Annotated in this window: 26 protein-coding genes; 10 read left to right on the forward strand and 16 right to left on the reverse strand. The window is 59.1% G+C overall.

Going from position 1 to position 25367, the window contains the following annotated elements:
* Window positions 1-60 precede the first annotated feature (60 nt).
* Window positions 61-954 (reverse strand): LysR substrate-binding domain-containing protein, encoded by an 894-nt coding sequence (locus HF257_RS31460; protein ID WP_185710340.1) that lies wholly within the window; start codon window positions 952-954, stop codon window positions 61-63.
* A gap of 144 nt (window positions 955-1098) precedes the next feature.
* On the opposite strand from HF257_RS31460, the gene HF257_RS31465 reads away from it, so the two are divergent.
* Window positions 1099-2127: an amino acid ABC transporter substrate-binding protein gene (locus tag HF257_RS31465; RefSeq protein ID WP_185710339.1), complete on the forward strand. Its 1029-nt coding sequence runs from the start codon at window positions 1099-1101 to the stop codon at window positions 2125-2127.
* Window positions 2128-2135: 8 nt separating this feature from the next.
* On the opposite strand, the gene HF257_RS31470 is transcribed toward HF257_RS31465, so the two are convergent.
* The 5 genes from HF257_RS31470 to HF257_RS31490 form a co-directional block, all read right to left on the reverse strand.
* Window positions 2136-3149 (reverse strand): sensor domain-containing diguanylate cyclase, encoded by a 1014-nt coding sequence (locus HF257_RS31470; RefSeq protein ID WP_185710338.1) that lies wholly within the window; start codon window positions 3147-3149, stop codon window positions 2136-2138.
* A gap of 142 nt (window positions 3150-3291) precedes the next feature.
* Complete coding sequence (locus tag HF257_RS31475; protein ID WP_185710337.1) at window positions 3292-5187, reverse strand: alkaline phosphatase D family protein; 1896 nt, start codon at window positions 5185-5187, stop codon at window positions 3292-3294.
* A gap of 447 nt (window positions 5188-5634) precedes the next feature.
* A complete protein-coding gene (locus HF257_RS31480; RefSeq protein WP_185710336.1) occupies window positions 5635-7878 on the reverse strand; it encodes an ATP-binding protein in 2244 nt (747 codons plus the stop codon).
* Window positions 7875-8477 carry a biliverdin-producing heme oxygenase gene (locus HF257_RS31485; RefSeq protein ID WP_185710335.1) on the reverse strand — a complete coding sequence of 201 codons (603 nt, stop codon included), beginning with the start codon at window positions 8475-8477 and terminating at the stop codon, window positions 7875-7877. The genes HF257_RS31480 and HF257_RS31485 overlap by 4 nt, the downstream gene beginning before the upstream one ends.
* A 194-nt stretch (window positions 8478-8671) precedes the next feature.
* A complete protein-coding gene (locus HF257_RS31490) occupies window positions 8672-9052 on the reverse strand; it encodes a response regulator (protein ID WP_185710334.1) in 381 nt (126 codons plus the stop codon).
* A gap of 151 nt (window positions 9053-9203) precedes the next feature.
* Here HF257_RS31490 and HF257_RS31495 point away from each other — a divergent pair, with 151 nt between their 5' ends.
* Both HF257_RS31495 and HF257_RS31500 read left to right on the forward strand, forming a co-directional pair.
* Window positions 9204-9725 (forward strand): demethoxyubiquinone hydroxylase family protein, encoded by a 522-nt coding sequence (locus tag HF257_RS31495; protein ID WP_332872246.1) that lies wholly within the window; start codon window positions 9204-9206, stop codon window positions 9723-9725.
* Window positions 9726-9768: 43 nt separating this feature from the next.
* A complete protein-coding gene (locus HF257_RS31500; protein ID WP_185710333.1) occupies window positions 9769-10143 on the forward strand; it encodes a c-type cytochrome in 375 nt (124 codons plus the stop codon).
* On the opposite strand, the gene HF257_RS31505 is transcribed toward HF257_RS31500, so the two are convergent.
* From HF257_RS31505 to HF257_RS31525, 5 genes are all read right to left on the reverse strand, one after another.
* The gene (locus HF257_RS31505; protein WP_185710332.1) at window positions 10144-12165 is read right to left on the reverse strand and encodes an LTA synthase family protein; all 2022 of its coding nucleotides are present in this window, start codon (window positions 12163-12165) and stop codon (window positions 10144-10146) included. It abuts the gene before it with no gap.
* An 84-nt stretch (window positions 12166-12249) separates the two neighbouring features.
* The gene (locus HF257_RS31510; protein ID WP_185710331.1) at window positions 12250-12861 is read right to left on the reverse strand and encodes a hypothetical protein; all 612 of its coding nucleotides are present in this window, start codon (window positions 12859-12861) and stop codon (window positions 12250-12252) included.
* Window positions 12861-14129: a sialidase family protein gene (locus HF257_RS31515; protein WP_185710330.1), complete on the reverse strand. Its 1269-nt coding sequence runs from the start codon at window positions 14127-14129 to the stop codon at window positions 12861-12863. Before HF257_RS31515 ends, HF257_RS31510 begins: the two co-directional genes overlap by 1 nt.
* A gap of 22 nt (window positions 14130-14151) precedes the next feature.
* On the reverse strand, window positions 14152-14697 hold the full coding sequence (locus HF257_RS31520; protein WP_185710329.1) for a cytochrome b/b6 domain-containing protein: 546 nt from the start codon (window positions 14695-14697) through the stop codon (window positions 14152-14154).
* Complete coding sequence (locus HF257_RS31525) at window positions 14697-14963, reverse strand: PepSY domain-containing protein (protein WP_017736857.1); 267 nt, start codon at window positions 14961-14963, stop codon at window positions 14697-14699. Before HF257_RS31525 ends, HF257_RS31520 begins: the two co-directional genes overlap by 1 nt.
* 146 nt (window positions 14964-15109) lie before the next feature.
* Between HF257_RS31525 and HF257_RS31530 the strand changes: the two genes are divergently transcribed.
* The 3 genes from HF257_RS31530 (at window position 15110) to HF257_RS31540 (ending at window position 17855) form a co-directional block, all read left to right on the forward strand.
* The gene (locus HF257_RS31530) at window positions 15110-15772 is read left to right on the forward strand and encodes a response regulator (RefSeq protein ID WP_185710328.1); all 663 of its coding nucleotides are present in this window, start codon (window positions 15110-15112) and stop codon (window positions 15770-15772) included.
* A complete protein-coding gene (locus HF257_RS31535) occupies window positions 15769-17112 on the forward strand; it encodes a sensor histidine kinase (protein ID WP_185710327.1) in 1344 nt (447 codons plus the stop codon). The genes HF257_RS31530 and HF257_RS31535 overlap by 4 nt, the downstream gene beginning before the upstream one ends.
* A 173-nt stretch (window positions 17113-17285) precedes the next feature.
* On the forward strand, window positions 17286-17855 hold the full coding sequence (locus HF257_RS31540) for a hypothetical protein (protein WP_185710326.1): 570 nt from the start codon (window positions 17286-17288) through the stop codon (window positions 17853-17855).
* A 130-nt stretch (window positions 17856-17985) separates the two neighbouring features.
* On the opposite strand, the gene HF257_RS31545 is transcribed toward HF257_RS31540, so the two are convergent.
* The 4 genes from HF257_RS31545 to HF257_RS31560 form a co-directional block, all read right to left on the reverse strand.
* Window positions 17986-18621 (reverse strand): DUF3916 domain-containing protein, encoded by a 636-nt coding sequence (locus HF257_RS31545; protein WP_185710325.1) that lies wholly within the window; start codon window positions 18619-18621, stop codon window positions 17986-17988.
* Between the two features lie 6 nt (window positions 18622-18627).
* A complete protein-coding gene (locus HF257_RS31550; protein ID WP_185710324.1) occupies window positions 18628-18870 on the reverse strand; it encodes a hypothetical protein in 243 nt (80 codons plus the stop codon).
* Window positions 18867-19016: a hypothetical protein gene (locus tag HF257_RS31555; protein ID WP_185710410.1), complete on the reverse strand. Its 150-nt coding sequence runs from the start codon at window positions 19014-19016 to the stop codon at window positions 18867-18869. The genes HF257_RS31550 and HF257_RS31555 overlap by 4 nt, the downstream gene beginning before the upstream one ends.
* Window positions 19017-19189: 173 nt before the next feature.
* The gene (locus HF257_RS31560; protein ID WP_057013158.1) at window positions 19190-19561 is read right to left on the reverse strand and encodes a PH domain-containing protein; all 372 of its coding nucleotides are present in this window, start codon (window positions 19559-19561) and stop codon (window positions 19190-19192) included.
* A gap of 128 nt (window positions 19562-19689) precedes the next feature.
* On the opposite strand from HF257_RS31560, the gene HF257_RS31565 reads away from it, so the two are divergent.
* Window positions 19690-20325, forward strand: coding sequence for a LysE family translocator (locus HF257_RS31565; protein ID WP_185710323.1), 636 nt, complete (start codon window positions 19690-19692; stop codon window positions 20323-20325).
* Between the two features lie 6 nt (window positions 20326-20331).
* Here the strand turns inward: HF257_RS31565 and HF257_RS31570 are convergent, their stop codons facing one another.
* Complete coding sequence (locus HF257_RS31570) at window positions 20332-20661, reverse strand: hypothetical protein (protein ID WP_185710322.1); 330 nt, start codon at window positions 20659-20661, stop codon at window positions 20332-20334.
* Window positions 20662-20898: 237 nt separating this feature from the next.
* Here HF257_RS31570 and HF257_RS31575 point away from each other — a divergent pair, with 237 nt between their 5' ends.
* From HF257_RS31575 to HF257_RS31585, 3 genes are all read left to right on the forward strand, one after another.
* Window positions 20899-21435, forward strand: coding sequence for a sigma-70 family RNA polymerase sigma factor (locus tag HF257_RS31575; RefSeq protein WP_185710321.1), 537 nt, complete (start codon window positions 20899-20901; stop codon window positions 21433-21435).
* Entirely contained in the window at window positions 21432-22397 is a 966-nt protein-coding gene (locus tag HF257_RS31580; protein WP_185710320.1) for a FecR domain-containing protein, read from the forward strand. Before HF257_RS31575 ends, HF257_RS31580 begins: the two co-directional genes overlap by 4 nt.
* A gap of 88 nt (window positions 22398-22485) precedes the next feature.
* Window positions 22486-24894: a TonB-dependent siderophore receptor gene (locus HF257_RS31585; protein WP_185710319.1), complete on the forward strand. Its 2409-nt coding sequence runs from the start codon at window positions 22486-22488 to the stop codon at window positions 24892-24894.
* The last annotated feature ends 473 nt before the right edge of the window (window positions 24895-25367 follow it).

Below are 25367 nucleotides of genomic sequence, written 5' to 3' on the forward strand. Positions count from 1 at the left end.
TTTTTATCTAAGCCGTGTGCCGGGCCCTGTCGCAAACGAAATAAAGTCGCCGGGTCATTATTAAAAGTCGGGATGTGCGCCCAGATAGTCAGTCATCCAGCTCAGGAAGGCCTTCACTTTGGGTATCTCGCCGGCATGCTCGGCATGGGCGATAAAGTGCGCGCCGTCGCTGGGCATCGTGTAGTCCCATGGGATCATCAAGCTGCCGTTGGCCAGCTCCTCAGCCACCAAATACTGCGGGACCAACGCCACGCCATAACCCGATTGCGCCGCGCGGATACACATGTAGAACGTGTCGAAACGCGGCCCGTGGTAGCTGTTCTGCGAATGCAGGCCCTGTTCCAGGAACCATTCGTGCCAGGCCTCAGGGCGCGAGGTGCATTGCAGCAACGTGTGGCGGGACGAGGCATCGCGGCCCTCGGCGACAAAGCCTGGTGCACATACCGGCACCACGGCCTCGCGAAACAGCTCGATGCACGTCGCCCCCGGCCATGAGCCCTGGCCAAAGAAAAACGCGATGTCGGCCTTGGCCTGCAGCACATCGAACGGTTCCAGTTCGTTGCGCACATCCAAGTGGATGTTCGGGTGCAGGGCCGCAAAATCCTTGAGCTTGGGCACCAGCCAACGGTCACCGAAGGTCGGCTGGGTGGCGATGCGCAGCACTTCGGTCTCGCCACCGTAAGTGAGGATGTAGCGGCTGGAGATGTCCACTTGGGTGAGGATCTTGTGCACCTCCGTGAGGTACAGCGAGCCCGCCGGCGACAGGTACAAGCGCTGGCGCACCCGTTCGAACAGGTTGTGGCACAGCATCTCTTCCAATTGCGCCACCTGTTTGCTCACCGCGCTTTGGGTCAGGTGCAGCTCTTCGGCGGCGCGGGTGAAACTCAAGTGGCGGGCGGCGGCTTCGAAGCATTGCAGGGCGGTCATCGAAGGGGTCAAGCGTTTTGAAATCATGCAGTTCATTCCAAATCGGAAGGAGCCATTGCCTAAAGGTCGTTTGTGGCAGTGCGGTAAAGCCGTGGATACTGCCGGGCAGCACTATAAACCGGCGCGGGCTGTGCAGCGCCGAATAATAAGGAATGACAGGGAGCGCCTTGCATGAACCGATTGAAAACCACCTTGGCCGCACTCAGCGCCACCGCCGTCTTGGGCTTGGCCGGCACCGCGCACGCGGGCGCGACGCTGGATGCGATTCAGAAAAAGGGTTTTATCCAGTGTGGCGTCAGCGATGGGTTGCCAGGCTTTGGTGTACCGGACAGCAAAGGCAAGATGACCGGCATCGATGTGGATGTGTGCCATGCGGTGGCCGCCGCCGTGTTCGGCGACGCGTCGAAAGTGAAGTTCAGCCAGTTGACTGCCAAGGAGCGTTTCACTGCGTTGCAGTCGGGTGAGGTTGACGTGATCTCACGCAACACCACCTGGACCAGTTCCCGTGACTCGGGCATGGGCCTGGTGTTCACCGGTGTGACCTATTACGACGGCATTGGCTTCCTGGTGAACAACAAGCTGGGAGTGACCGGCGCCAAGCAACTGGACGGTGCGACCGTGTGCATACAGGCCGGCACCACCACTGAACTCAACGTTTCCGATTACTTTCGTACCAACGGCATGAAGTACACGCCGATTACCTTCGACACTGCCGACGAAAGCGCCAAAGGCTTGGAGTCCGGGCGCTGCGATGTGCTGACCACCGACCAGTCGGGACTGTACGCACAGCGCATCAAAATGGCCCACCCGGATGAGTTCGTAGTCTTGCCGGAAGTGATCTCCAAGGAACCCTTGGGACCGCTGGTGCGCAAAGGCGATGACGAGTGGTTCAGCATCGTCAAATGGACCCTGTTCGCCATGCTTAACGCCGAGGAAATGGGCATCACCTCACAGAACGTCGAAGAGCAGGCCAAGACCACCACCAACCCTGACGTTGCGCGACTGCTGGGCGCCGACGGCGAGTACGGCAAGGACCTGAAACTGCGCAAGGACTGGGTGGTGCAGATCGTCAAGCAGGTGGGCAACTATGACGAAGTGTTCGAGCGCAATATCGGCCAAGGCAGCGTGCTGAAGATCAAGCGCGGGCTCAATGCCCTGTGGAACAACGGCGGTATCCAGTACGCGCCACCGGTGCGGTAACCCAGCACTTATTCTGAAACCCCATCCTTCCCCGCCGCCTTGGCGCGATACAACGCTTGATCGGCGCGCGCCATCAAGGCAGCGGGGGATTCACCCAATTGGCGTTCGGCCACGCCCAGGCTCAGGGTCACGTTCAAAGCCCCTCCCAGTGGCATGTCCTTGAGTTTCTGGCGCACGCTCTCGGCCACGGCCTTCGCCGTTTCCAGTGAGCTTTCCGGCAGGATCACCATGAACTCATCCCCGCCCCAGCGAGCCAGCAGATCGCCTTCGCGCACGCAGTTTTCCAGGCACTCCACCACTCGCACCAGGGTCTGGTCGCCCACGCTGTGACCGTGAAGGTCGTTGATCGGCTTAAAGTCATCGATATCCACCGCGATCAGTGCCAGCGGCAGGCGGAAACGCTGTGCGCGGTCGGATTCTTCCAGCAACACCTTTTCCAGGCGATAACGGTTGGCGACCAGGGTCAGGGCGTCTCGTTCCGCCAGGGAGCGGTTTTCATCCAACTGCAATTGCAGTTGTTGGTTGACCCGTGACAACTCGCGCGTGCGCTCGGTGACCAGGGCCTCCAGGGATTGATTACGCCGCTCTAGTTGCTCAATGGAGTTTTTGCGCAGGTCGATATCGCGGTGCGCACCGACCATTCGCGCCACCGAGCCGTCGGCATTGCGCGAAATCACATAACCACGGTCTTCGATCCACAGGTAACTACCATCTTGTTTGCGGCATCGGTATTCGATTTGGTAGTGGGGCGCGCGACGAGTGATGTAGTTATCAAAGATCGTCATCACCTGGGGGTAATCCTCTGGGTGGATCACGCTCTCCCAGGTAAACACGGTGTTTTCCAGGGAGTGGCGCGGGTAGCCCAGCATCTCGTACCACCCAGGGCTGCGGTAGACGAACCCCGTGTTGGCGTTCCAATCCCAGATTCCGTCGCTGACCAACTCCAGAATGGTGTGCAACATGTCCGCGTTGAGGTGGGAAAAATCATCCATCAACGGGCTATTGCCGGAAATATCGTCCATTTGCCTGCTCCTTGCCGGTGGCAGGCGCTTAAGGCCTGCTCATATTTGACGCCGATACTCCGTGGCTGGCGCTACTGTACAACGTGGCTTGGGTGCTTTGAATAGGACGGTGGTGCTGCTTTAGGTGGGTGGCAATGAGCTATTACTTCGGTGCTACCATTTTCGTCCGAGCCTTCCCATCTGCGTTGTGTTGGTAAATCGCCACCGGTTGACCCTGCTCGTTGAAAAACACCTGGCCAACCCCCGCCGAGTTCCATAACCGCTCACCAGCCTCGGCGTGCTCAGGAATATGCGGCACCACCTGCATGGTGCGGCGACGGGTGAACCAGTTGAGGGGCGAGCGAGGGGAGTACAGCCAACGGTTGAGGCGGTCGAACCACTCCAGCAGGCGTGGCGGAAATTCGTTCTTGATGCCGCTGCTGGTGATCTGCCAGATCCGGGGGCCGGCGTTGCGATGGCGGATCAGCACTTCGTAGACGAACGAATAATGCACGTCACCGGAGAGAATCACGTAGTTACCCGGCGTGCGCGAGTGACGGAAGATATTAAGGATCACCTGGGCGGCACCGCGATGGGCCATCCAGTTTTCGGCATCCACCAGCAACGGGTGGCCACACCAACTGAACACCTTCTGCACCGTCTCGATCAGCTTGACGCCAAAGACCGGCGCGGGCGAGACGATGATGGCGCAAGGGTGGTCGAGCAAATCCTGTTGCAGTTCGCTCAAGGCTTCCCAGTCCAGCAGGCCCGAGGGTTGCGCGAGGGTGAACTCGCTGCGCCAGCGTCGGGTACGCGTGTCGAGTACCACCAGGGCCGGGGTGGTTGGCAATATGTAATGCCATTGCTGGAATTTCAGCAGCGCGTCGACCAGTTCATCCTGTGCGGCTGCGTCCAGGTGATTGGCCTTGACCTGGCTGGCAAGCGCTTGGGTGTGGCTTACCAGTTCACCAAACACCGCCGGCTGGTTACCCCAACCTTGGCATAGCAGGTAAGCGAGCAAGGCGTTGCCGATGATGCGCTTGGAGAACGGATGACCGTAGGCGGTTTCTTCCCATTGGGCGCTGAGGTTCCAATCGTCGGTGATGTCGTGATCGTCGAAGATCATCAAGGTAGGCAGGTGGGCAAACACCCGTGCGACGCCTGGCAGGCCGTCGCGGAACCGGTCGATCTGCACCTGCTCTCGGGCATATCGTGCCTGTTCTTCGACGCTCAGTTGCGGCGGGTGCGGGGTGATCAGTGTCCAAGGTGTGGGCGACCAGGCCAGCAAGTACATTGCCAGTACCTCGGCGAAGGTCACCAGGTGGTTGTCGGCCGTGCTGCTGGTGAAGATTGGTTTTTTCACCCCGCCAAAGAAGCGTTCGCGCAGGGTTTCGTTGCTGTCCAGCGCCGGCAACAGGTCGGCGCGATGATAGTAGCTGGCCCGATGGCCATAGAGGCTGGCGCTGTCGCTTACCACGGCACCTTGCAGGTATTCGTCGAACAGGCCCAGGCGTGCAATCAAGGCGTGGATCGCCCGCAGCATCGGCCCGGCGACATCATCGGCGTACACCTGGTCGCCGCTCATCATGAGCAAGGCTGGACGTTCGGCCGGGATGTGGGCTTCAGCCAACAGGCGGTCGACACAGAGCAGGCCTTCGTCGGCGCGGTGATGGGGCTTTCTGCAAGAACCATGCACCAGTTGATGGAGACGGCTGTGAAGGATGAAGTTCGGGGTGCGCGCGTTGGCGTACAACAGATGGGGCGCCCACTCGGCGATGCCGGCGTTATCGATCAGCAGGTCATAGCAGATGACCACGTCCTGGGGCAGGGCGTCTTCCAGTGGTACGTCGATCAGATGGATAAACGCCTGGCGGCCAACTGGTACGATTTGGCACTGGTGTTGGTCCAGTCGGATGTCCCGCGCCTGTTCAGCGACACTCAGTCTTAACGTCAGCGTCAGTTCGCGGCTGCCTACCAGCCACAGCACCAGGCGCTGGGGTTCCAGACGGCGAAGCATAGGGCCGGCGAGTACGGCAGGCAGCGTGTCGGAGTGGGGCATGCGGGCACAGGTTCCAAGCAAGATTCAGCCGGGGAGGTTAACGCAATGAATGTCGGCGTTTTGTTAAGCAGAACAGGCAAGGGCAGCGCGAACGCTGCCCCCGAGAGGCAAGGTTAAAGAAGGTTTCCGCGACCTAGGCTGTCTAGGCCACCGCCTTTGCGCTGACGACTGCGCTCATTGCTGACAGCATTCTCCGGCTCGATGCCTGGATCGGCATCCGGGCTGCGTTTTTTTCGAGTAGGTGCGGGCTCTTCGGTCGTGGTGTCGACGGGAAGCGGATAGACGTGGTTGTTGTTAAGCGGACCCATCATGGAGATTTCCCTCTGATATTAGGTTGGCGTTATTGATAACGGGCAATGACTTGCTCCGTTATCAAGACGAGCGCGCAACTTACAGAGGGCCTGGCCCTAGCGCTTTAAACGCTTGGCATCAAAGTATGACGCCCGATCAAGTGTGCGAGTCCCCAATCACCTTGGGCACCGTAAAGCGGAATTCACTGCCACGGCCCACCTCACTTTCGGCAACGATCTTGCCGCCATGCGCCTGGATGATGCCTTGGGTGATGTACAGCCCTAACCCACTGCCGGTCGGGTTGTTTTCCGTCTGTGTCCAATAGCGATCAAACACATGTGGCAATTGCTCCGGCGCAATTCCCTCGCCGGAATCGCGTACCGAGAACACAATCTCCTCGCCATTGCTCATGGCGCTGATGCCGATATTGCCTTGGCGCGGCGTGAACTTGATGGCGTTGCCGATCAGGTTCGACAGCACTTGGAACAGGCGCTCCGGGTCGGCATTGATCTGCAGGCCAGGCTCGGTGTTGAACGACAAATCGATGCCTTTCTCCATCGCCAGTGGTGCGAGCAGGGAATAGGCTTCTTCGAATATCTGGCTCACGTCCAAGGAAACCGGCTTGACCACATAACGTCCGGCCTCGATTTTTGAGGTGTCGAGCAGGTCCTCCAGCAAGACATTCATACGGCCAGCGGCCTGCTGCATGGTATCGATGGCCGAGGAAATCCGCCGCGAGGTGTGTGGGCCATCGGAGCTGAAGGCTTTTTGCATCATGCCGCACAGCATGGAAATCACGGTCATCGGGTTACGCAAGTCGTGGGACACCACCGCCACCAGTTCATCACGCGCACGTACCGCTTGCTGCTCACGCAACACTTGGCGGGCCAGGTCGTTTTCCAGCGCTGAACGGCGCAGGTCATTGGCGGCGAAGCGGTCACCATGACTCCATTTGGTGGAGATGCCGGCCATTTCCACTTTCCAGATTTCAAACGAGGTACGTGGGCGAAGGCGCAGGCCGGCGTCGGAGGTTTCCAGGTCTAGCGGCTTCTTCGGGTCGCCGCTCCAGTTGATGTTTTCTTTCACTTCCGGGCGAAACCACAGCACGCCGTTATCCACAGGCTTGGGCAAACTCATGGCCAACACGCCACTGGCCACCTGCTGGAACTCGACAGCCGGAGGGTACACCGAGGCCAGGTTGTGACTGGAAAACACCGGCTCGCCGTTTTCCTGCAGCCACTTGTGCAAGGCACGGATTTGCGCCGGCTCCGGGCAGTTGCCGTAGCGGTGCAGTTGTTTGTCTTCGATGATTGCCACGCCGCCGGACAGGGTCAGGTCCATCAGCAATTGACCTTGCTGGGCCAGGCCGTCGAACACGTTTTGCTCCGAGGCCTGCATAGCCTCGGCCAGCAGTGCCAGGGCTTCGACTTTTTCTTCGCGCTGGCGGTTCAGCTCCAAGGCTTCCATGGCGCTGATCTGCAGCGACAGCACCTGGCCGATGGTTTGGCAGGCGGTGCGCAGGTCATTGGGTACCAGCAACGGCTCGCGGTTACCGCAGCTGATCAGGCCCCAGAGTTTGTCGCCCTTCATCAGCGAAATGCTCATGGACGACAACACGCCCATGTTCTGCATGTACTGGCAGTGAATCGGCGACACGCTGCGCAGGGTGGCAAAGCTCAAATCCAGCGGTTGACCGGTGTCGGGGCGCAGTTTGGGCAGCAGTGGCACTGGCTCGTAGGCCGCATTCGGGATGATGCGTAGCCAGTTGGTGCGATACAGCTCGCGGGCCTGCTCGGGGATGTCGGACGCCGGGAAGAACAACCCGTTGAACAGTTCCATGGACGGCGCCGACGCTTCGGCGATCACCTGGCCGTGGCCTTCGTCTTCGAAGCGGTAGATCAGCACGCGGTCGTAGCCGGTCATCGCCTGGATTTCATTCACGCTGATTTCGTACAGCGCTTGCAGGGTTTTCGCCGACTGCAAGCGCTGCAGCATCTTGCCCAGGTCACTGGTGCGACCGTTCAGTGCGCGTGGTCGGAAGTCTTTGAGCAGCGGTTCGAATTCCAGCACCAGCACGTTTTGATGGCGATGCAGCAAGCCTTCAAATTGTGCACCGTTGAAGGTGACGTGCAGCGGCGGTGCATCGATGAATGTGTTGCTCTGCGCCATCTCCAGCACGGCTTTGGCGGGCTCGGCGCCCAACAGTGTGTGCAAGGGCTGGCCCAGCAATGCTTCGGCCGCGTGGCCGAACAAGGTGCCGACGTTGGCGCTGGCCTGGATGATCGTAAGGTCGGGCTCCGACAAGGTCAGCAGCACGCCGTGGGGCTGAATCGCTCCCGGAAAACGGATGGGCTCGTCGGCGCAGTTGGCAAGCAGCTCTTCAAAATCGTCGGGTTTCATAGCAGTACCTCCTGGCTGTCGAGCCATTGCTCAAAGCAGCTGAATGTCGAACGGGCTGCGTCCACCGCGCGCTGTTTGGCGGGGGTGTCCAGCGGCAGACTGCCCAGGTAATCGAGAAAGTCTTTCCAGCGTCGACCGGTCTCGGCGCCGTATACATCAAGGAACGCTCCACCGTTATCGGCATTCACACCCAGGCGTTGGGCCATTTCCCGGCGCAAAACCTGGCCACCGAGCGTCGCACCTTCCAGCACATACAAGGCACCGAGGCAGGCGTCGGGTGTATCGAACGTTGGCAGTTCGGTGCATCGCGGCAGGGCGTGGGCAGTGCGCTCATCCACACCCAAGGCGTTGAGGTCGTGCAGAAGGGTTGGCGTTTTCACACGCAGTACCTGGTCGAAGCCTTCAGTAATCAAACCACTGTCGTACAGCGCCACTTCCATTGGCGCATAAAACCCGTAATACGCTTGGAGCAAACGCCGGTACCACTCGGTATCCAGGCGCTCGGAGAAAAACGGCAGGCGCTTTTCCAACGCTACGTGCAGCAGGGCAGTGCCTGTGCGCAGCGTTTCCAGCAAAGAGGGCGTGGCCTGTGAATGCATTCAATAAGCTCGAACTGTGGGCCTCTCGGCCATGAATGACGCGTGAAATGGGCGACGATTCTACACACCTCAAAGCATTCACCTAAACGCACAAGGCGAAAAGGCTGACCGGCGGATCAGAAAAGTCGCTCCTTGCCTCATTAATGACCGCAGAGCCTGTGACGAAGTTCGGTTTAAGTGATATCGCAGCGCTATCAATGCATGCGTGATCCTTGCTGCGTCAGCGCGGTTTGCACGCACTCGATCAGATGTTCGCTGCTCCAGGGTTTGGGCAGGAACCGCACCGAACTCCCCAGTTGCGCCGCCAACTTTGCGTTACCGGACGTCAGCACCACCGGCACCGTTGGCCAACGATGCGCCACCACTCGGCTCAAATCGTAGCCATTGAGCAACCCCGGCATCTGAATATCGCTGACAATCAGGTCCACCGGGTCATCGCCACGTTCCAGGTAAATCATCCCTTCATCTGCCGATGGGAACGAAGTCACTACCGCCCCGAAATCTTCCAGTACATCCACCATCAACGAGCGAATGATCTCGTCGTCTTCCAATACTAAAATCGATGGCTGAGCCATGATCCTTACTCCACCATCAGGGTTCATTAACGTGGAGTAGAACACGTCTAAATAGGTTCGATTGGATGTATTCAAGGCGATGGGTGGTCATAAGAATGCCGTTGCAGGATACTCCGCCCACCTCAAGAAACCTCGCACAAGGCAGTCAACCGTGAACGACCCGGATCTGGGCAACCGCATGATCAAAGTCGACCATGCCGGTGAGCATGGCGCGATCTGTATCTACAGCGGCCAGTTGTTCATGGCGCGGTTCTTTGCCCCGAGCATGGTGGCTGAACTGCAGGAGTTTCTGTCGCACGAGCGTCGCCATCGCGCTGTGTTCCAGGCCGAGTTGCAAAGGCGCGCTTACCGCCGTTGCCGCAGCTACTGGCTGTGTGGCCTCGGTGGTTTGGTGTTGGGGTTGATGACTGGCCTGTGCGGACGCAAAGCCATCGTCGCCACCACTGTTGCGGTTGAAAGCGTGGTGCTCAAACATCTCGCCCATCAACTGCACACACTGCGGGAGATCGACCCGCTAGCCGTGGCCGCGATTGCCTCTATCGTTGAGGAAGAACAACACCACCACGACCATTCGGCTGCGCAGATTGATGTGCGTGACCCGTGGTTTCGCGCGCTCACACCGGTGGTCACCGCCTGGACCGAAACCGTGATCTGGATGGGCATGCGTTCCTGACAAACAGGCATAATCGCCCGCTACACCTGCTGTGGAGCCTCCCATGAAGTCTGCCTTGTTGACCCTCGCCCTGATCCTCACCACCAGCCCTGCGTTCGCTGCCGGCGATGCCGAGGCGGGTGGCAAGCTCTTCACCAAGACCTGCGGCGGTTGCCACAGCATCGGCGAAGGCGCGCGTGGCGGTTTTGGACCTGAACTCAACGGCATCATCGGCCGACCTGCCGGTACCACCACCGACTATCAATATTCCGACGCGATGAAAAACTCCGGGGTGGTCTGGACCCGCGACAAACTCGCCGCCTATATCGAAGCGCCGAAAAAAGTCGTGAGCGGCACGCGCATGATCTTCTGGGGCATCAGTGACCAGGACAAGATCGCCGACATCCTGGCCTACCTCGAAACCTTCCAGCCGGAATAATCACTCGCGCACGTTCTGGAACAACATCAGCCGCGCACTCTCGTGCAGCCCTCGGGTCAGCCCCTGCAGACGCTGAAATTCTTCGGGGTGCTGCTCGGCCACGTCTTCTCGCGGGGTTTGCGACGCCAGGTCATGCAGGGTTGGCGAACTGCCATCGTGTTGCATCTGCAGCAGGAAGTGCTGGGTCACGCCGCCGATGATCGGGAAAGTGCCTTCGCGCAATACCAGCGGCACCACACGTTCGCCCTCGGGGGCTGGCTGCTGGATATCGCGGCCCATTGCAGCGTTGCGAAACGGCATGCCTGCCATGCCCGCCACGGTGGGCAGCAAGTCGGCCAGGCCCACGGCTTCGTCGATGACCCGAGGCTTGAGGCCGGGGGCGTGGATCAGCAGCGGCACGTTGTTACTCTCCAGTCCCAGCTGTTCGAAGGCGGGCGTCATGTGCGGGATTTGGCTGATGCGTGTGTTGTGGTCACCGAAGAATACAAAAATGCTGTTGTCGTACCAGCCGCCGGCCTTGGCGATTTCCATCAGGCGGCCGATGTTGTAGTCCAGTAGGCGCACCGCGTTGTATTGCTCGACGCTGCGCGAACCGGCGGCCTGGACTTGCTCCAGGGTCACGTCTGCTATCTGGAAACCATCGTTCTGCTTGGGGATGGTGAAGGGGCGATGATTGCCGGAGGTCTGCAGGTAGGCGAAGAACGGTTGGTCTTTGGGGACGGCGCGTAACAACGCGTCACCTTCCTTGAACAGATCCAGGTCAGAAATACCCCACACGTCTACCCGTGGCGAACGCCAGTGGCTTTCTTCATACAACTGCACACCGTCGATGCTCTGGCGGATCAGCGCATTGATATTCGCCCAGCCGGCGTTGCCGCCGATCATGTAGAACCGCTGATACCCCTCGAACGCGTTGATCAGCGTGTGTTGCCGCGTGATCAACGGGTTGCGCGTAGCGGTCTCCTGGCGAGTGACATCCGGCACGCCGCTGATACTCGCCCACACGGTCTTGGCAGTGCCGGTGACAGGCACATAGAAGTGCTTGAAGAACCAGCTTTGGGTAGCCAGTTTGTCCAGGTTCGGCGTGGGGTTCAGCGGGTTGCCGTAGGCGCCGACGGCACTGGTGCCGAGGGATTCAAGCATCACGAAAACCACATTGGGCGGGCGCTCTCCCGCCAGTCGATAGGGCTGCACGTCTTGCTCGCGGGTGAAATTCAGTTGCTGCGCATCGGGGTTGTCTACCCCGAGGTAATGGGCGATTTGCGGGTAATGCTCGCGCACCTTTTGCTCATCAAATTGCGATTGGCCGACCTTGAGCGTGTCGTACAAAAACAGCACCGGGTTAAGGCCCACGGCGGCTACCTGGCTGTTGCCGGAAAAGAACGCATCGCTCCAGCGCAGGGGCACCGGGTTTTCCAGGTTGAGGTTGGCGACGCGACCGAGCAGGGCCAGCAGCACGGCGACAATGCCGATCAGCGAGACTGAAGCGAGCGTCCATTTACCGATGACGGGTTTGGGCTGATCCAGGGTCAACCGTTCCAGGCACACCAGCGCCCACACCCACAGCGCCACGGCTGCCAGCCAGCAGGCGGTTATCCACAGCACGGGGTAGGTTTCCCACACCATTTGTTGAGAAATCTGCGCGTCTTGCAGGTAACGCAGCACGGTCGCGTTGATACGCACGCCAAGGTAGGCGTAGTGGCCGAAGTCGATGATGTACACCAAGCCGACCACGGCCAACGCCACGACCAGATACCCGCGCGCCAGCCAGCGCAAGGCGGGCAAGGTGATGAGGTTCCAGCGCGGCAGCCAGGCCAGCACGACCAGGGGTAGCAAGAGCAACACCGCCAGGCGCAGGTCGAAACGCAGGCCGATGCCGAGGGTTTCCAGTAGGTGCGGGGTGTTTAACGGCAGGCCCGAAAAGCCGACGACGAACACCAGCCGTAGTGCAGCCAGCAACATAAACACCAAGCCGATTGCGCCCACGCCGTAGCGCAGGCGGCGTGATTGCAACGCAGTCATTTTTTTCCTCATTCTAAAAAACACTACAAATCTTATGTGGAAAGGGGCTCATGTGGGAGCGGGCTTGCTCGCGAAAGCGGTGGGTCAGCCAAACATGTACCGACTGACACCGCGCATTCGCGAGCAAGCCCGCTCCCACAGTTTGAATTGCATTAATCCAGCGATGACGCAGTAGACCGCCAGCAACGGATCAACCAGATAATCCCAGTAGTTTTCCGACGCCTTGAGTCGCAACGCAAACGCCAGCGTGCCCACTGCCAGCATCCACACCGCCAGCGTGTTACGCAGTGCCAACATCAGCAGCGCCACGGCGGCCACCAGCACAATCATCGGCCGAGGGTTGAACCCCCAGCGGTATGGATCGAAATACGTCAGGCCCAACGTCGCCGGGTACAGCACCAGGCACAGCACGCCAAACAGCCCCAACATCTGCACGCGGTGAGGGCGCCCCAGCGGCTGCACCAGTCCCAATCGACTCAATGCCACCCACGCCAACAACACCAACGTGCTGATCGCCAGGTCATCGGTAAAACTGCGTACATACGCCGCCAACGGCAGCTCATTGACCGGGATGAAACTCACCGCCACCAGTATCGGCAGCAACCACGGCCGCCAAGGTGCGGTAAAACGCAGCGCACACAGGGCCACAAAACCCAGCAATACAAAACTCAAATGGGCCTGCCACAGGGAAACCATCACAGTCGCTCCGCCAGCCAAGCTTCGTTGAAGCTGACATGTTTGATAAAGGTGTTATTCCACGAATAAACCAGGTGGTAGGTGCCGTCCGGGCTGCGACTGAAATACGGGTACTCGTATTCAAAGTCGCAACCAACGGGTTTGCACACGCGGTAATCCAGGCTGCTCAGGAAGCGTTCTTCCAAAGGCAGGCGCCTGGCGCCGCTGGATGCGCGGAAACCTTCGCCGATAATCGCTTTGTAAGCCTCGGGGGAGAACGGTTGGCCCAGTGGGTCCGGCGATTGGTCCAGCTCCACCACCGTGCGCCACTGGCTGAGCTGGGCGTCGGTGCCGTAAAGGCTGAGCTTGAAACGGCCGTCTTGCAGGTCGTTGAGTGCCACCAGCAAACCGTCGTCTTGCGTGGCGACGGCCGCCAGCGATGAGTTGGGGTTGGCCGGCTCAAGCGGGTAAGGCTCGCTCCAGGTTTGCCCGGCATCCGTGGTGCGGCTGGCCAGCACGCGGTGATGGGTGTCGCCGGCGTAACGCAACATCGCCACGGCGCGCTGGCCGTCCAGCGGCACGATGGTCGGTTGCAGCGAATGCTTGCCACGGCTGATGCGGAATTTATCGATCACTGCGCCGTCTGCGCTCAAGTACAGGTACTCGGCAAACTTGCCCATGAACTCGTGGTACACCGGCAAACCGATGGAGCCGTCGGCGTGGAACACCGGCGCGGCACGCACCAGGGTGCTGATATTGAAAAACGGCGAGGTCACCAGTTGCCTAGGTGCCGACCAGCTGGCGCCCAAGTCATCCGACACCATCACATTGATCGCACTGGCTGCCCAGCCGCCCACTGACACCGACACATAAAACATCCACAGGCGTTTATCCGGCGCCAACGCGATCACCGGGTTGCCGAGCTTGCGGATATAACGCTGGGTACCGTCGCGGGTACTTTCTCGTGTGGCCAGCACCTGCTCGGCACCCCATTCGCCGCTGCGGGCGTCAAAGCGCGCGGTGCGCACCTGCACATCGGCGGCGCCTTCGCGGGAGCCGGCGAACCACACCGCCATCAAGTCGCCTCCGGGCAGGGCGGTGACGGAAGATGAGTGCACAAAGTCGGTGAGCTGTGTCGACACAAATCGACTGGTGTACTGGGGGGCCGCTGCGACTTTTTCGGTGTTCGGATTCACCTGGGCGAACGGCGCCAGCACATGGGGCGGGTGGCTTTGCCAGGCGGCGAAAAACACCACCAGCACACTGAAAATCAATAAGGCGGAGCGCATAGGAGACCTGTGGATAAAAGGATTACTGCGCACGCTCATCCGGCAGGCGCTTCCTGCGACCGGTGAGCATGGATAACGGCAGGTTGTCCCGCACCTGAATACTTTCAAACACCGCCGCCAGTACATGGATACACACCAGGCCCAGCAACACATTGGCGGCCGTCTCGTGAACTTGCAGCGGCCAGTCAGCGCCCCACAGGGCATCGACTTCTTCCATTAGAAAGCCGCTGACGCCAACTGTGAGCAAGGCCAGCAACATCAACAGCATCACCAGCGCACCCATCGGCGAATGACCCAGGCGATGCTGCGGCTGACCGTTGAGCAGTGAGCGCACCTGAGCATTCAGGCGTTTGGGTGTCGGCCAAAAGTCTGCCCAACGTGCGCTGCGTGGCCCGACAAACCCCCATACCAAACGCACCAGCAGCCAGGCCATGGCGTAGTAGCCCAGCCAGACATGCCAGTCGTCGCCCGCTTCGTTAAAGAAGTAATTGGCGACGAAGACCCCGGCGATCGACAGATGAAACAGTCGTACCAATGGGTCCCACAGGCGCAGGGAGTCGCCTGGCATCAGCCCTTGATCTCAGTCTTCACGGCTTTGCCGGTGACCGGGTCGTGGTAGATCTCGACCTTGCGCTTGTCTTTGTCGAAGCCGTAGATCTCGTAGCAGTTGCCGTCGGTGACCTTGAACTTGCTGATTGTGTAGCCTTCGGCCTTGAGCTTGTCCTGGAAGGCTTTTTCGTCTTGCCATTGCGAGCGCTCGGCGGTGGTGCACTGCGGCCCGGCGAGGGCCAGGGGGCTGGCGAGGACGAGGGACAACAGGAGAATTTTGCGCATGGAAAAGCTCTCAGCAGATGTGGGAGATTTCACAGTGCTAAACCAACCTTAGTGCAACCTTAGTTGGCAACGAGCCGTAACATCTTTGCCGGGGGGACCCGCGCAAAACCCGGCATGATTTCGCCGTTTCCTACAGAGCACCAACAATGCGCCTACTTCTTGTCGAAGATGATCGTGCCCTCGGCCAGGGGATTCGCGTGGCTTTGGGAGCCGAAGGCTACACCCTCGATTGGTTGCAGGATGGCGTCGCGGCCCTGCATGCGCTGCGTACCGAATCGTTTGATTTACTCCTGCTCGACCTCGGCCTGCCACGGCTCGATGGCCTCGACCTATTGCAGCAACTGCGCGCCGAGCAACACGACCTGCCGGTGCTGATTCTCACCGCCCGCGACGGCACCGCCGAACGCATCGCCGGCCTGGACGCCGGTGCCGACGACTACCTGGTCAAGCCCTTCGACGTCGAAGAACTCAAGGCCCGCGTGCGTGCTCTGTTGCGCCGCAGCCAGGGGCGTGCGCAACCACTGCTGGAACACGCCGGCATCAGCCTCGACCCGGCGACCCAGCAAGTGCGCTACCAGGACGCGGAGATCATCGTGACGCCGATGGAGTACCAACTGCTGCACCAACTGATGGTGCGCCCCGGCAAAGTCGTCACCCGCGAGCGCCTGTCCCGAGCGTTGTACGGCTGGCAGGACCGAGTCGAAAGCAACACCCTGGAAGTGTTGATCCATAACCTGCGCAAAAAGTTATCCACAGAGCTGATCCGCACCGTGCGCGGTGTCGGCTACGTGCTGGTACTCACCTCATGAACTCGGTACGCGCACGCATCCTCATCCCGGTGTTGGTGCTGATCCTGCTGGGCAATGCCCTGATCAGTTGGTTGGTGCTGCGCGACAGCCACCACGAAATCGAAGAGGTCTACGACGCCCAACTCGCCCAAAGTGCGCGCCTGCTGCAGGGCGTATTGCGCCAGCGCGATCCCGATGAAGCCGACTGGGACCGTTTGTATCAGGCGTTTGACCAGGCGATGAGCCGCGTGGGCGAGGAGGGCGTCGCCCACCCTTATGAAACCCGCCTGACCTTTCAGGTGTGGCGCACTGACGGCCAACTGCTGGTGCGCTCTGCCGAAGCGCCGGTGCTGGCGGCACCGCCTGCGACCCTCGGCTCCCATGACCTGATGGACAACGGCAATGACTGGTGCGCCTTTCTTCTGGCCGACCCACAACAGGGATTGCTGATTTGGGTGGGCGAGCGCGATGACATCCGCCAGGACGTGATCCAGCGCATCATGGGCCACACCCTCTGGCCCACGCTGATTGGCGTGCCATTGCTCACGGTATTGATCTGGTTGTTCATCGGCTGGGGTCTGAAACCGTTGCGTGCGATGGCCTCATCGATTCGCGGACGCAACAGCCACACCTTGCAGCCCCTGCATTTGGCACCCTTGCCCAGCGATCTGGAACCCATGCAAACCGCGCTGAACCGGCTGCTGGTGCAAGTCGATGAATTGCTGGAACGCGAACGCCGCTTCATCGCCGACGCCGCCCACGAACTGCGCACGCCGTTGGCGATCCTGCGTATCCACGCGCAAAACGCCCAAAGCGCCGAGACCCCGGAACAACGCCGCGAAGCCCTGGACTTCCTGGTCAACGGCGTCGACCGCGCCACCCGCATCGGCAGCCAACTGCTGACCATGGCCCGTATCGAGCCGCAACTGAACAACCCGGTGCGCAGTCGTGTGCAACTGACGGAGTTGGTGCGCGAAGAACTGGCTGAGCTGGCGCCACTGGCCATGGAAAAAGGCGTGGAACTGGTGCTGGAGGGAGAGGAGGAGGTTTGGGTGGAAACCGAGCCCGTCGCCCTGGCGATTGCGTTGCAAAACCTGGTGACCAACGCGCTGAATTTCTCGCCTGCTGGCAGCGAAGTGAAAGTGGTGATTGGTGCCACCAGCCTACGCGTGGAAGACCAGGGGCCGGGGATTGATGAAACGGAACTGGGCCGCTTGTTCGAACGGTTCTACAGCCGGGGTAACGCCAACGGCGCCGGGTTGGGGTTGGCGATTGTGGAGATGATCGTCGGTAAAATCGGTAGCCGCCTGGCACTGCACAACTTGGCACAAGGCGGTTTGTGCGCACGGTTGGATTTCTGACCCGCCGCCAATCCCCTGTGGGAGCTGTCGAGCCTTAGCGAGGCTGCGAAGGGATCACCTCGGTGCACCTGCCAAACCGCAGTACCTGTATCTCAACCGCGCCAATGCGGAACATTCTGTTTATTTCCAGGTCCAGTCATCACCCCCATTCACACCGATAAGGACATCCCCCTGTGAAGCGAATTGCTCTGCTTTCCCTCATCACCCTAGCCCTGTGCGCCTGCCAATCCAACCAACGCAACTCATCCCCAACCTTGCTCAAAGACGGCATCCAGCTGCGCCAAAAAACCGTAGCCGTCGACGCCGACCACGCCAAAGTCATCATGAAAGCCAACGGCGGCACCAACCCCGTCGAATTCTCCATCCGCCGCGAAGGCGACCCCGACCAGCGCATGGAAACCCTCGGCACCGTGATGGACACCGGCGAAGGCAAAGTCTTCAACTGGATCGCCAAGCTCAACCAAACGGTCGCGAGTGCGGGGTTCAAACGTTTCCCGCAACTGGAAACCCTGGCTGATCCTGGCAAGAAGCTCACCGTTTCCAGCACGGCAGGCAGCCAGGGCAACGGGGTTTACTACAACTGCGGGCCAGTGATGAGCACGTTTAGCCCGGAGAAGGCCAAGGTGTATTTGGTGGAGTTTCAGTTCAAAGGGGAGAGGTGTGAGCAGCATGTGTTTGATGTGACGGACCCGGCGCAGCAGGTTCCGGTGGACGGGGTGGGGAGTGGGGTGAAGGCGAGCTGATGGCCCATCGTGGCTAACTGCATAGCGCGTGAGGTAGACCGACCTAATGTGGGAGGGGGCGTGAACCCGATAGCGGTGGTTCAGCCCCCATGCATATGCCTGGCACACTGCTATCGAGAAATTCCGTCAGTCACGGGACGATCTCAAGCGTAGCGGCAAACGAATCCGGGTTTTGTGCCCGAAATGATTGGAAGGTCTGGTACTTCCAACGTTCACCCCCCGGATCTTCATCGGTCGCACTGACTTCGCCGTAGTACCAATGCTCCGATTCAAAGGTATGCCCGTCTTCGTCCTCATGCACAAAGTGAAAGCCGACCTCATGAAGCCCTGAGGGAACCGTCAGGCCCCACTCACTGGCGAGGCTTCGGCCCGTAATGCGGGTTTGACGGAATTGCTCGTAGTCAAAGGGTTGGGTACTGCCCAGAAAGCGGCGTTTGTCCGTATAGACACAGACCTCGCTGGAGAACATATCGGGAATCATGATGTTGGCGACAACCCAGCATTCGGGAGCATCGATCGGCCTGGCTTCAAGCAAGTAGCCCGCCGCCCTGATTAGCTGTTGAGCACAGTGAGCCAGAATTTCCGGTGTGGTTTGTTTGCCTTCGACGAGGGATTCGATCACGGGGATTTTTTCGTTTTCGAACCCTCGCTCTAGCGGCAGTTCTGAGTAGAAGCTGCCTTCGAAGCTGTCGGCCCAGCGGGTGAGAGCTTTGAGGCGCCTGGGGATGTTGCGGAGTTTTTTGTTGGTTAGTGAGAGTCTGCGCATGGGTTATTAATGCTCTTTAGCCAACTTATTCGTGTGAGGTGAGAAATAAATCAAGGTGAGGGGGCTTTTTTGACCCGTCGCGTCTTCTATTTTGCTTACTTGTTCTACCGTTAATAGATAGTCAAATACGCAATCCTGGAGTTTCTCCCAACCCATGATTTCCATCAGCTCTTGAGTGGACAGCGGTAACGCTTCTTCAAAGGATGCAAAGTCTTCGTTAGGTACAACGCCCATAATTGAGTGGTTCATGGTTCTACGGTTTTTCCAGGCTCAGCTGGCTTACGTTGTTTGCCCGTCAAATGATCGAACTCACCGAAATGCCGCACCGGTTGCGGCGTCAGGATTCGCTGTTTGAGTTGTTCTTCCTCGGTGAGGGGGTAGGCGCGTTCTGACATGCCGGGCTCACTTCTTGTGTGGGGGGGGGAGTGAGCCTATGGGCATGGGGGCAGTGGCGGGAATCGGACTGTTTCGATGGTTTTCGTGGGAAAAATCAGCTGGTTTCATCGCCGACTGGCACGCATGGTTGTTGCCTTTCAGTCAGAACTTGCCGGTCTTTTTTGCCTATCGATCAGCCCAGCAGATGTTTGGAAATCAATCGCGAAATTTCCACAATCGACGTCTTCCCCGTGAATTCAAACCTCACTTTCCCCAACGAAGAAAAGTAAACCTCCAACTCCGAATCCAGATCAAACGTCCCGGACGTTTCTACCGAATACGCCACGATGTTCTTGTACGGCAGCGACGTGAAGTCCTTCTTGCTGCCGGTAATCCCCTGCACGTTCACCGCGATGATGCGCTTGGTGGTAAACACCACCCCATCGCGCATGGCCTTGTACGCGTCGACCACTTCCTCGCCGTCCAGCAGCAGGGCGCTTACGCGTTCGGCGTATTCGTTGTTTTGTTTGAGTTTGAAGAAGCCTTTGTTGTTGAAGTCGATCATGTGTCTGCCTTTTTGGGTGTATGCCGTTTTGCTCGCGGATCTGTATCTAACGCGCGCATTTTGAACGCCCTACCATGGCGACCAACCCTACAACCTTGGCCAGATGTTTCAACAAACGGAGCCGAACCATGCCTGAACTGTCCAACTGGCTTGCCTATGCGCTGATTTCCCTCGGCATGGTGCTCACGCCCGGCCCGAATATGATCTATCTCATTTCGCGCTCGATCTGTCAGGGGCGTACGGCCGGGTTGATTTCGCTAGGCGGCGTGGCGCTGGGGTTCTTGGTTTATATGCTGTGCGCGGCCTTGGGAATCACCGCCCTGGTGATGGCGGTGCCGTTTGCGTATGACGCGCTACGTTTCGGCGGCGCGCTGTACCTGATTTACATGGCTTGGCAGGCAGTCAAGCCCGGCGGCCGTTCACCGTTCCAGGTACGAGACTTGCCAGAGGACAGCCCGCGCAAGCTCTTCACGATGGGCCTTGTGACCAACCTGCTGAACCCCAAGGTGGCGGTGATGTATTTGTCATTGCTGCCTCAGTTCATCGACCCGAACGGCCACGGCAGTGTGCTGACGCAATCCTTGGTGTTGGGCTTTACGCAGATTTTCATCAGTGTGAGCGTCAACGCGGCGATTGCCACCATGGCGGGCTCCATCGCGGTGTTCTTCGTCACCCGGCCCGGTTGGCAGGTGGTGCAGCGCTGGTTGATGGGCTCGGTGCTGATGGGGTTGGCGGTGCGGATGGCGGTGGAAGGGCGGCGGTAGGTTGCCTTACTGGATGTCTTTCAAGTAATCCTTAAGCGTGGCTAACGGGGCGGGCAGTTCGTCGAGTTGATCGATGTTCTGCACGCTTGCGGCCAACCGCTGCAATTCGCGCCCCAGTACGGTATCGATGCCGCCCACCGCGACAAGCGCTTGCCCCACACATTCATCAACTTTCACCAGAATCGCGGCCAGGTCTGCCTGGCGCACCAGCAGGCCAAACACCTCCCTGTCATAGCCCACCATCACCGGGTCATCGCGCAAAATCGGGCTGCCGCCGTCCTGCTCATGCACCAACTTAAGTGCAAAAAGCGCCACAGCTTCCAGCGTCAATTCCATGGTCTCGGTTCCTCTGCGTACGGGGGGAGGGCGATGATCACTGTTCTGCACCGCAAAAAACAACCCCGTGCATCAGCGCTCCAAAATCACCATCACTCGACGATTAGGGACGTGTCCCTGGGCGATGGTGTTGTCAATCAGCGTCCGGGGCCGGGATGATTTTGGCGATGTTTGCCCGTTGTAGTGCCTTCCGTTTCTAATTATTATTGGGAACAATTCTTATTCGTAGGGCTCCTTATGCCTCCGCTTCCTGAGCCCGTCGCCTCCCCCCTCAGCGTTGGCTGCCTCTATAGCGCTCACCATGGCTGGATTCAGCGCTGGCTGGCCCGAAAGCTTGGCAACGTCAGCGATGCCGCCGAGTTGGCCCATGATGTGTTTGTTCGACTCTTAACCCATCCCCGTGAATTTGGCAGCGAAGGGCATGCGCGTGCGTATCTCAGTACGTTGTCGCGCAATGTGTGTGTGGATTTTTTCCGGCGTAAACAGGTAGAGCAAGCGTGGCTTGAGGTGTTGGCGAGTCGGCCGCAGGCGTGTGCACCTTCGGAAGAGCACCGTGCGTTGGTGCTGGAAGCGTTGGTGCATTTGCAGGCGATGCTCGATCGGTTGCCGGCAAAGGTGTCCGAGGCGTTCTGCCTGGCCCAGATCGACGGTTTGAGTTACCGCGAGATTGCGCAGCGCATCGGCGTGAGTGAGCGCACCGTCACCAAATACATCGGGCAAGCCATGTTCCAGTGCATGGTGCTGGAAGCCGAGTTGGACGGCGCCCTGTCATGAGCACTCAACTCGGTGGCCTTGACCATGCCACCTTGCAACAAGCAGCTGACTGGTACGCACGCCTGAGTGCCGAACCCTCGGCCTTGCCATTGCATGAGGCGTGGCGCGAATGGCATGCCCACAGCGAGATCAATCGCCAGGCGTGGAGTTACGTCGCTCGTGTGGGGCAGCGTTTTGCGCCATTGCAGGTGGATGTGGCGGGTGCCAACAAAACGCTGGAGAACCTGCGGCATTCCCAGCGTTCGCGGCGGCAGGTGTTGCGCGGGTTGTCGGTGGTCATGGGCGGCGCGTTGCTGGGCTGGGGCAGTTGGCAGCAGCGTTGGTTGCCAGGGGCGTGGAACACGGACTTTCATACGGGCACTGCGGTGTTGGGTGAGCAGCTGTTGGCGGACGGTTCGCGAATCTGGCTTAACAGTGGCACGGTACTGGACGTGAATTTCAGCGTTGGGCTGCGTGAATTGAAACTCTACAGGGGCGAAGTCCTGATCAATACCGGCGGTGATCGTCGACCGTTTGTGGTGGATACCCCGCAAGGTCGCCTGCGACCTTTGGGCACGCGGTTCAGCGTGCGCGAACAAAATGGCCGCACGCTGCTTAATGTGTATGAAGGCAGCGTGCTGGCCAACTGCGCCGACACCGATCAAACCCGAATTGTGCAGGCCGGTCAGGGCGTAGCGTTTGATCGTCAAAGCGTGTCGGCGACGCAGCGTGCGCAACCCGGGCGAGAGGCGTGGGCTAATGGCGCGCTGATGGCGAACGATATGCGCCTGGGGGACTTTATTGATGAGCTGGCGAGTTATCGCCAGGGGCATTTGGGGATTGATCCGCAGGTGGCCAATCTTCGCGTGATGGGCACTTATCCCTTGCAGGACACCGATCAGGTGCTGGCCATGTTGGAGCAAGTGCTACCCGTACGGGTTGAGCGGCGCTTTGCCTGGTGGGTCAACGTGGTACCGCGCTGATTTTTTTCATCTGTGCTTCCGGTTTTGGATTTTCATTCGAATTAGAGAAGGACAACGGCTTGATGCCTCCTTCGACCGGAACTGTTTTATGTCCTCATTCTTGCGTAACTCTCCCCAACCTTTGGCCCTGGCAATTGCGTTTGCCTTGGCTGTGCCTGCCAGTCTGAGCCTTGCACCGCTGGCGGCTGCGGCTGAACAAACGAGCGTACAGCGCTTCGACCTGCCGTCCGGTGCGCTGGCCGACCAGCTCAACCAGCTCGCCACCCAAGCCGGCATCTACCTGGCGGGCAATGCCGCGCTCACAGCTGGCAAGACTGGCCCGGCGCTGCATGGCAGCTATACCGTGGGCCAAGCGTTGCAGGCAGTGCTGGCGGGCAGCGAGTTGACGGTGGTGCAGACCGGCGAGGGGCGTTATCAATTGCAGCCTGGGGCGGGCGGTGCCTTGCAACTGGGTGCGGTGTCTATCTCAGGCATGGCGCCGGGTTCGACCACTGAGGGCACCGGCCTGTACACCACGTATTCGTCCAGCAGTTCGACACGGCTGAACCTGACCCAGAAGGAAACACCGCAGTCGGTGACAGTGATCACTCGTCAACGCCTCGATGACCAGAAACTCACCAACCTTACCGAAGTGCTGGAAGCCACGCCGGGCATTACCGTGCTGCGTGTAGGCGTGGGGGCGGAGAACGATACCTATTGGTCCCGTGGCTTCCAGATCAACAACTTTGAAATCGACGGCGTGCCGACCTCGGCGCGGCTGGATAACACCACTCAAAACACTGCGATGTATGACCGTGTTGAAGTGGTGCGCGGCGCCACAGGTTTGATCAGCGGTTCAGGCACGCCGTCGGCGACTATCAACTTGATTCGCAAGAGGCCGACTGCCGAGGCACAAGCCAGCATCACTGGCGAGGCGGGCAGTTGGGATCGCTATGGGGCGGGGTTTGATGTGTCGGGGCCATTGAATGACAGCGGCAATATCCGTGGTCGTCTGGTGGTGGACTATAAGAAGCAGAACTCGTGGGTGGATCGGGTCAACACCGACTCGCAGCTGGTGTACGGGATTTCCGAGTTCGACCTGAGCGAAGCGACCATGCTCACGGTGGGCTTCAGCTATATCAACAACCAGGTCAACGATCCGCTGCGCACCGGTTTCCCGATGTTCTACAGCAATGGCAACCGGACCACCTTTAGCCGTTCCGCCAACAGTGCGCCGGACTGGGCCTATAACGACCGCAAGCAGACCAATATCTTCACCTCTATCGAGCATCAGTTCGATAACGGCTGGAGTGGCAAGGTGGAAGTCAGTCATACCCAGAACCAGTTCGATGAGCTGATCAACTATATGAACGGCAGTATTGATCAGGACACTGGGTCGGGTGCGTATCTGTATCCCAATCGCTGGTCCGGCACGCCGCGCCAGAACAACCTTGATGCCTATCTCACCGGGCCGTTCAACCTGTTTGGGCGCGAGCATGAGTTGATCGCCGGTGTGACGATGTCGCGCTACAACGAAAACACGCCAAGCCATGGCGGCTGGTTCGGCAGTTGGACTGGCTACGACGGCACCGTGCCCAACATCTTCAACTGGAACGGGAGCGGTGCGAATATTCCGAACACCACGCCCGTGGGCAAGACTCATATTGAAGAGGACCAGTACGCGGCTTACCTGACTTCGCGCTTGCACGTCACCGACAACACGTCCGTGATCTTCGGCAGCCGCGTGACAGACTGGAAGCGCAGCAATGAAGTGGTAACGTTCGCCGACCCAAGCCAGACCACCGAGAACAAGGAAACCCGCAACGGTGTATTCCTGCCTTATGCCGGTATCGTTTTTGACTTGAGCAGCACTTGGTCGCTGTATGCCAGCTACACCAAGATTTTCAATCCGCAGGCCTACGGCATTCAGGACGCGAGCTACAAGGCGTTGGACCCGCAGGAAGGCACGGGTTATGAGGTTGGGGTCAAGGGCAGCTTTAACGACGACAAACTCAACGCCAGCCTGGCGCTGTTCAAGATTGACCAGGACAACCTGCCGGTGTTTGTCCGCGACCCTGATATCTACCGTGCAGAGCAGGGCACGACGACCAAGGGGGTAGAGCTTGAGTTCAACGGTGAACTGAGCGAAGGCTGGCAAGCTTCTGCCGGTTACGCCTACAGCGTGAGCACCAACGCTGAAGACCAGCGCATCGTTACTACCAGCCCGCGCCACAGCCTCAAGACCTTTACCACTTATCGCCTGCCGGGTGTGTTCGACAAAGTGACGGTTGGCGGCGGGGTTAACTGGCAGAGCAAGACCGGGATGGACTTGCATACGTTCGAGCAGGGCAGTTACGCGTTGACCAACCTGATGGCACGGTATGACATCAGCAAAAACCTCAGCGCTACGCTGAACGTCAACAACGTGTTTGACCGCAGCTACTATGCGTACGCAGACAGCTGGAGCGTCTACGGGGCTCCACGTAACTTTATGACGAGCTTCAAATACACGTTCTGAGCCAGCGATTACGGGAGGGCTGCCCGAGAGTGTGGGGCGGTCCTGTTTAAAAGTGGAAAAAGAGGTTGACGGCAGATCCTGGAGGCCTATAATTCGCCCCACTTCCGGCGCAGTCGAAACGGAAAACTCCTTGGTAAACAATGAGTTATGTGGGTTTCGACAGTCAGTTGCTTCAGTTCATCGAAGCCCGCAAGAAGTTGAAAAAGAGGTGTTGACAGCAGCGTGTAACGCTGTAGAATTCGCCTCCCGCTAACGAGTGATCGGAAGCGCAAGTGGTTGAAGTTGTTGAAGAATTCTTCGAAAGCTTCTGAAAATAATCACTTGACAGCAAATGAGGCTGCTGTAGAATGCGCGCCTCGGTTGAGACGAAAGATCTTAACCAACCGCTCTTTAACAACTGAATCAAGCAATTCGTGTGGGTGCTTGTGGAGTCAGACTGATAGTCAACAAGATTATCAGCATCACAAGTTACT

Source organism: Pseudomonas cremoris (genome assembly GCF_014230465.1).

Coding starts and splice junctions, on each gene's coding strand:
- HF257_RS31460 (WP_185710340.1), bottom strand. CDS start 954: ATGATTTCAAAACGCTTGACCCCTTCGATGACCGCCCTGCAATGCTTC.
- HF257_RS31465 (WP_185710339.1), top strand. CDS start 1,099: ATGAACCGATTGAAAACCACCTTGGCCGCACTCAGCGCCACCGCCGTC.
- HF257_RS31470 (WP_185710338.1), bottom strand. CDS start 3,149: ATGGACGATATTTCCGGCAATAGCCCGTTGATGGATGATTTTTCCCAC.
- HF257_RS31475 (WP_185710337.1), bottom strand. CDS start 5,187: ATGCCCCACTCCGACACGCTGCCTGCCGTACTCGCCGGCCCTATGCTT.
- HF257_RS31480 (WP_185710336.1), bottom strand. CDS start 7,878: ATGAAACCCGACGATTTTGAAGAGCTGCTTGCCAACTGCGCCGACGAG.
- HF257_RS31485 (WP_185710335.1), bottom strand. CDS start 8,477: ATGCATTCACAGGCCACGCCCTCTTTGCTGGAAACGCTGCGCACAGGC.
- HF257_RS31490 (WP_185710334.1), bottom strand. CDS start 9,052: ATGGCTCAGCCATCGATTTTAGTATTGGAAGACGACGAGATCATTCGC.
- HF257_RS31500 (WP_185710333.1), top strand. CDS start 9,769: ATGAAGTCTGCCTTGTTGACCCTCGCCCTGATCCTCACCACCAGCCCT.
- HF257_RS31505 (WP_185710332.1), bottom strand. CDS start 12,165: ATGACTGCGTTGCAATCACGCCGCCTGCGCTACGGCGTGGGCGCAATC.
- HF257_RS31510 (WP_185710331.1), bottom strand. CDS start 12,861: ATGGTTTCCCTGTGGCAGGCCCATTTGAGTTTTGTATTGCTGGGTTTT.
- HF257_RS31515 (WP_185710330.1), bottom strand. CDS start 14,129: ATGCGCTCCGCCTTATTGATTTTCAGTGTGCTGGTGGTGTTTTTCGCC.
- HF257_RS31520 (WP_185710329.1), bottom strand. CDS start 14,697: ATGCCAGGCGACTCCCTGCGCCTGTGGGACCCATTGGTACGACTGTTT.
- HF257_RS31525 (WP_017736857.1), bottom strand. CDS start 14,963: ATGCGCAAAATTCTCCTGTTGTCCCTCGTCCTCGCCAGCCCCCTGGCC.
- HF257_RS31530 (WP_185710328.1), top strand. CDS start 15,110: ATGCGCCTACTTCTTGTCGAAGATGATCGTGCCCTCGGCCAGGGGATT.
- HF257_RS31535 (WP_185710327.1), top strand. CDS start 15,769: ATGAACTCGGTACGCGCACGCATCCTCATCCCGGTGTTGGTGCTGATC.
- HF257_RS31545 (WP_185710325.1), bottom strand. CDS start 18,621: ATGCGCAGACTCTCACTAACCAACAAAAAACTCCGCAACATCCCCAGG.
- HF257_RS31550 (WP_185710324.1), bottom strand. CDS start 18,870: ATGAACCACTCAATTATGGGCGTTGTACCTAACGAAGACTTTGCATCC.
- HF257_RS31555 (WP_185710410.1), bottom strand. CDS start 19,016: ATGTCAGAACGCGCCTACCCCCTCACCGAGGAAGAACAACTCAAACAG.
- HF257_RS31560 (WP_057013158.1), bottom strand. CDS start 19,561: ATGATCGACTTCAACAACAAAGGCTTCTTCAAACTCAAACAAAACAAC.
- HF257_RS31565 (WP_185710323.1), top strand. CDS start 19,690: ATGCCTGAACTGTCCAACTGGCTTGCCTATGCGCTGATTTCCCTCGGC.
- HF257_RS31570 (WP_185710322.1), bottom strand. CDS start 20,661: ATGGAATTGACGCTGGAAGCTGTGGCGCTTTTTGCACTTAAGTTGGTG.
- HF257_RS31575 (WP_185710321.1), top strand. CDS start 20,899: ATGCCTCCGCTTCCTGAGCCCGTCGCCTCCCCCCTCAGCGTTGGCTGC.
- HF257_RS31580 (WP_185710320.1), top strand. CDS start 21,432: ATGAGCACTCAACTCGGTGGCCTTGACCATGCCACCTTGCAACAAGCA.
- HF257_RS31585 (WP_185710319.1), top strand. CDS start 22,486: ATGTCCTCATTCTTGCGTAACTCTCCCCAACCTTTGGCCCTGGCAATT.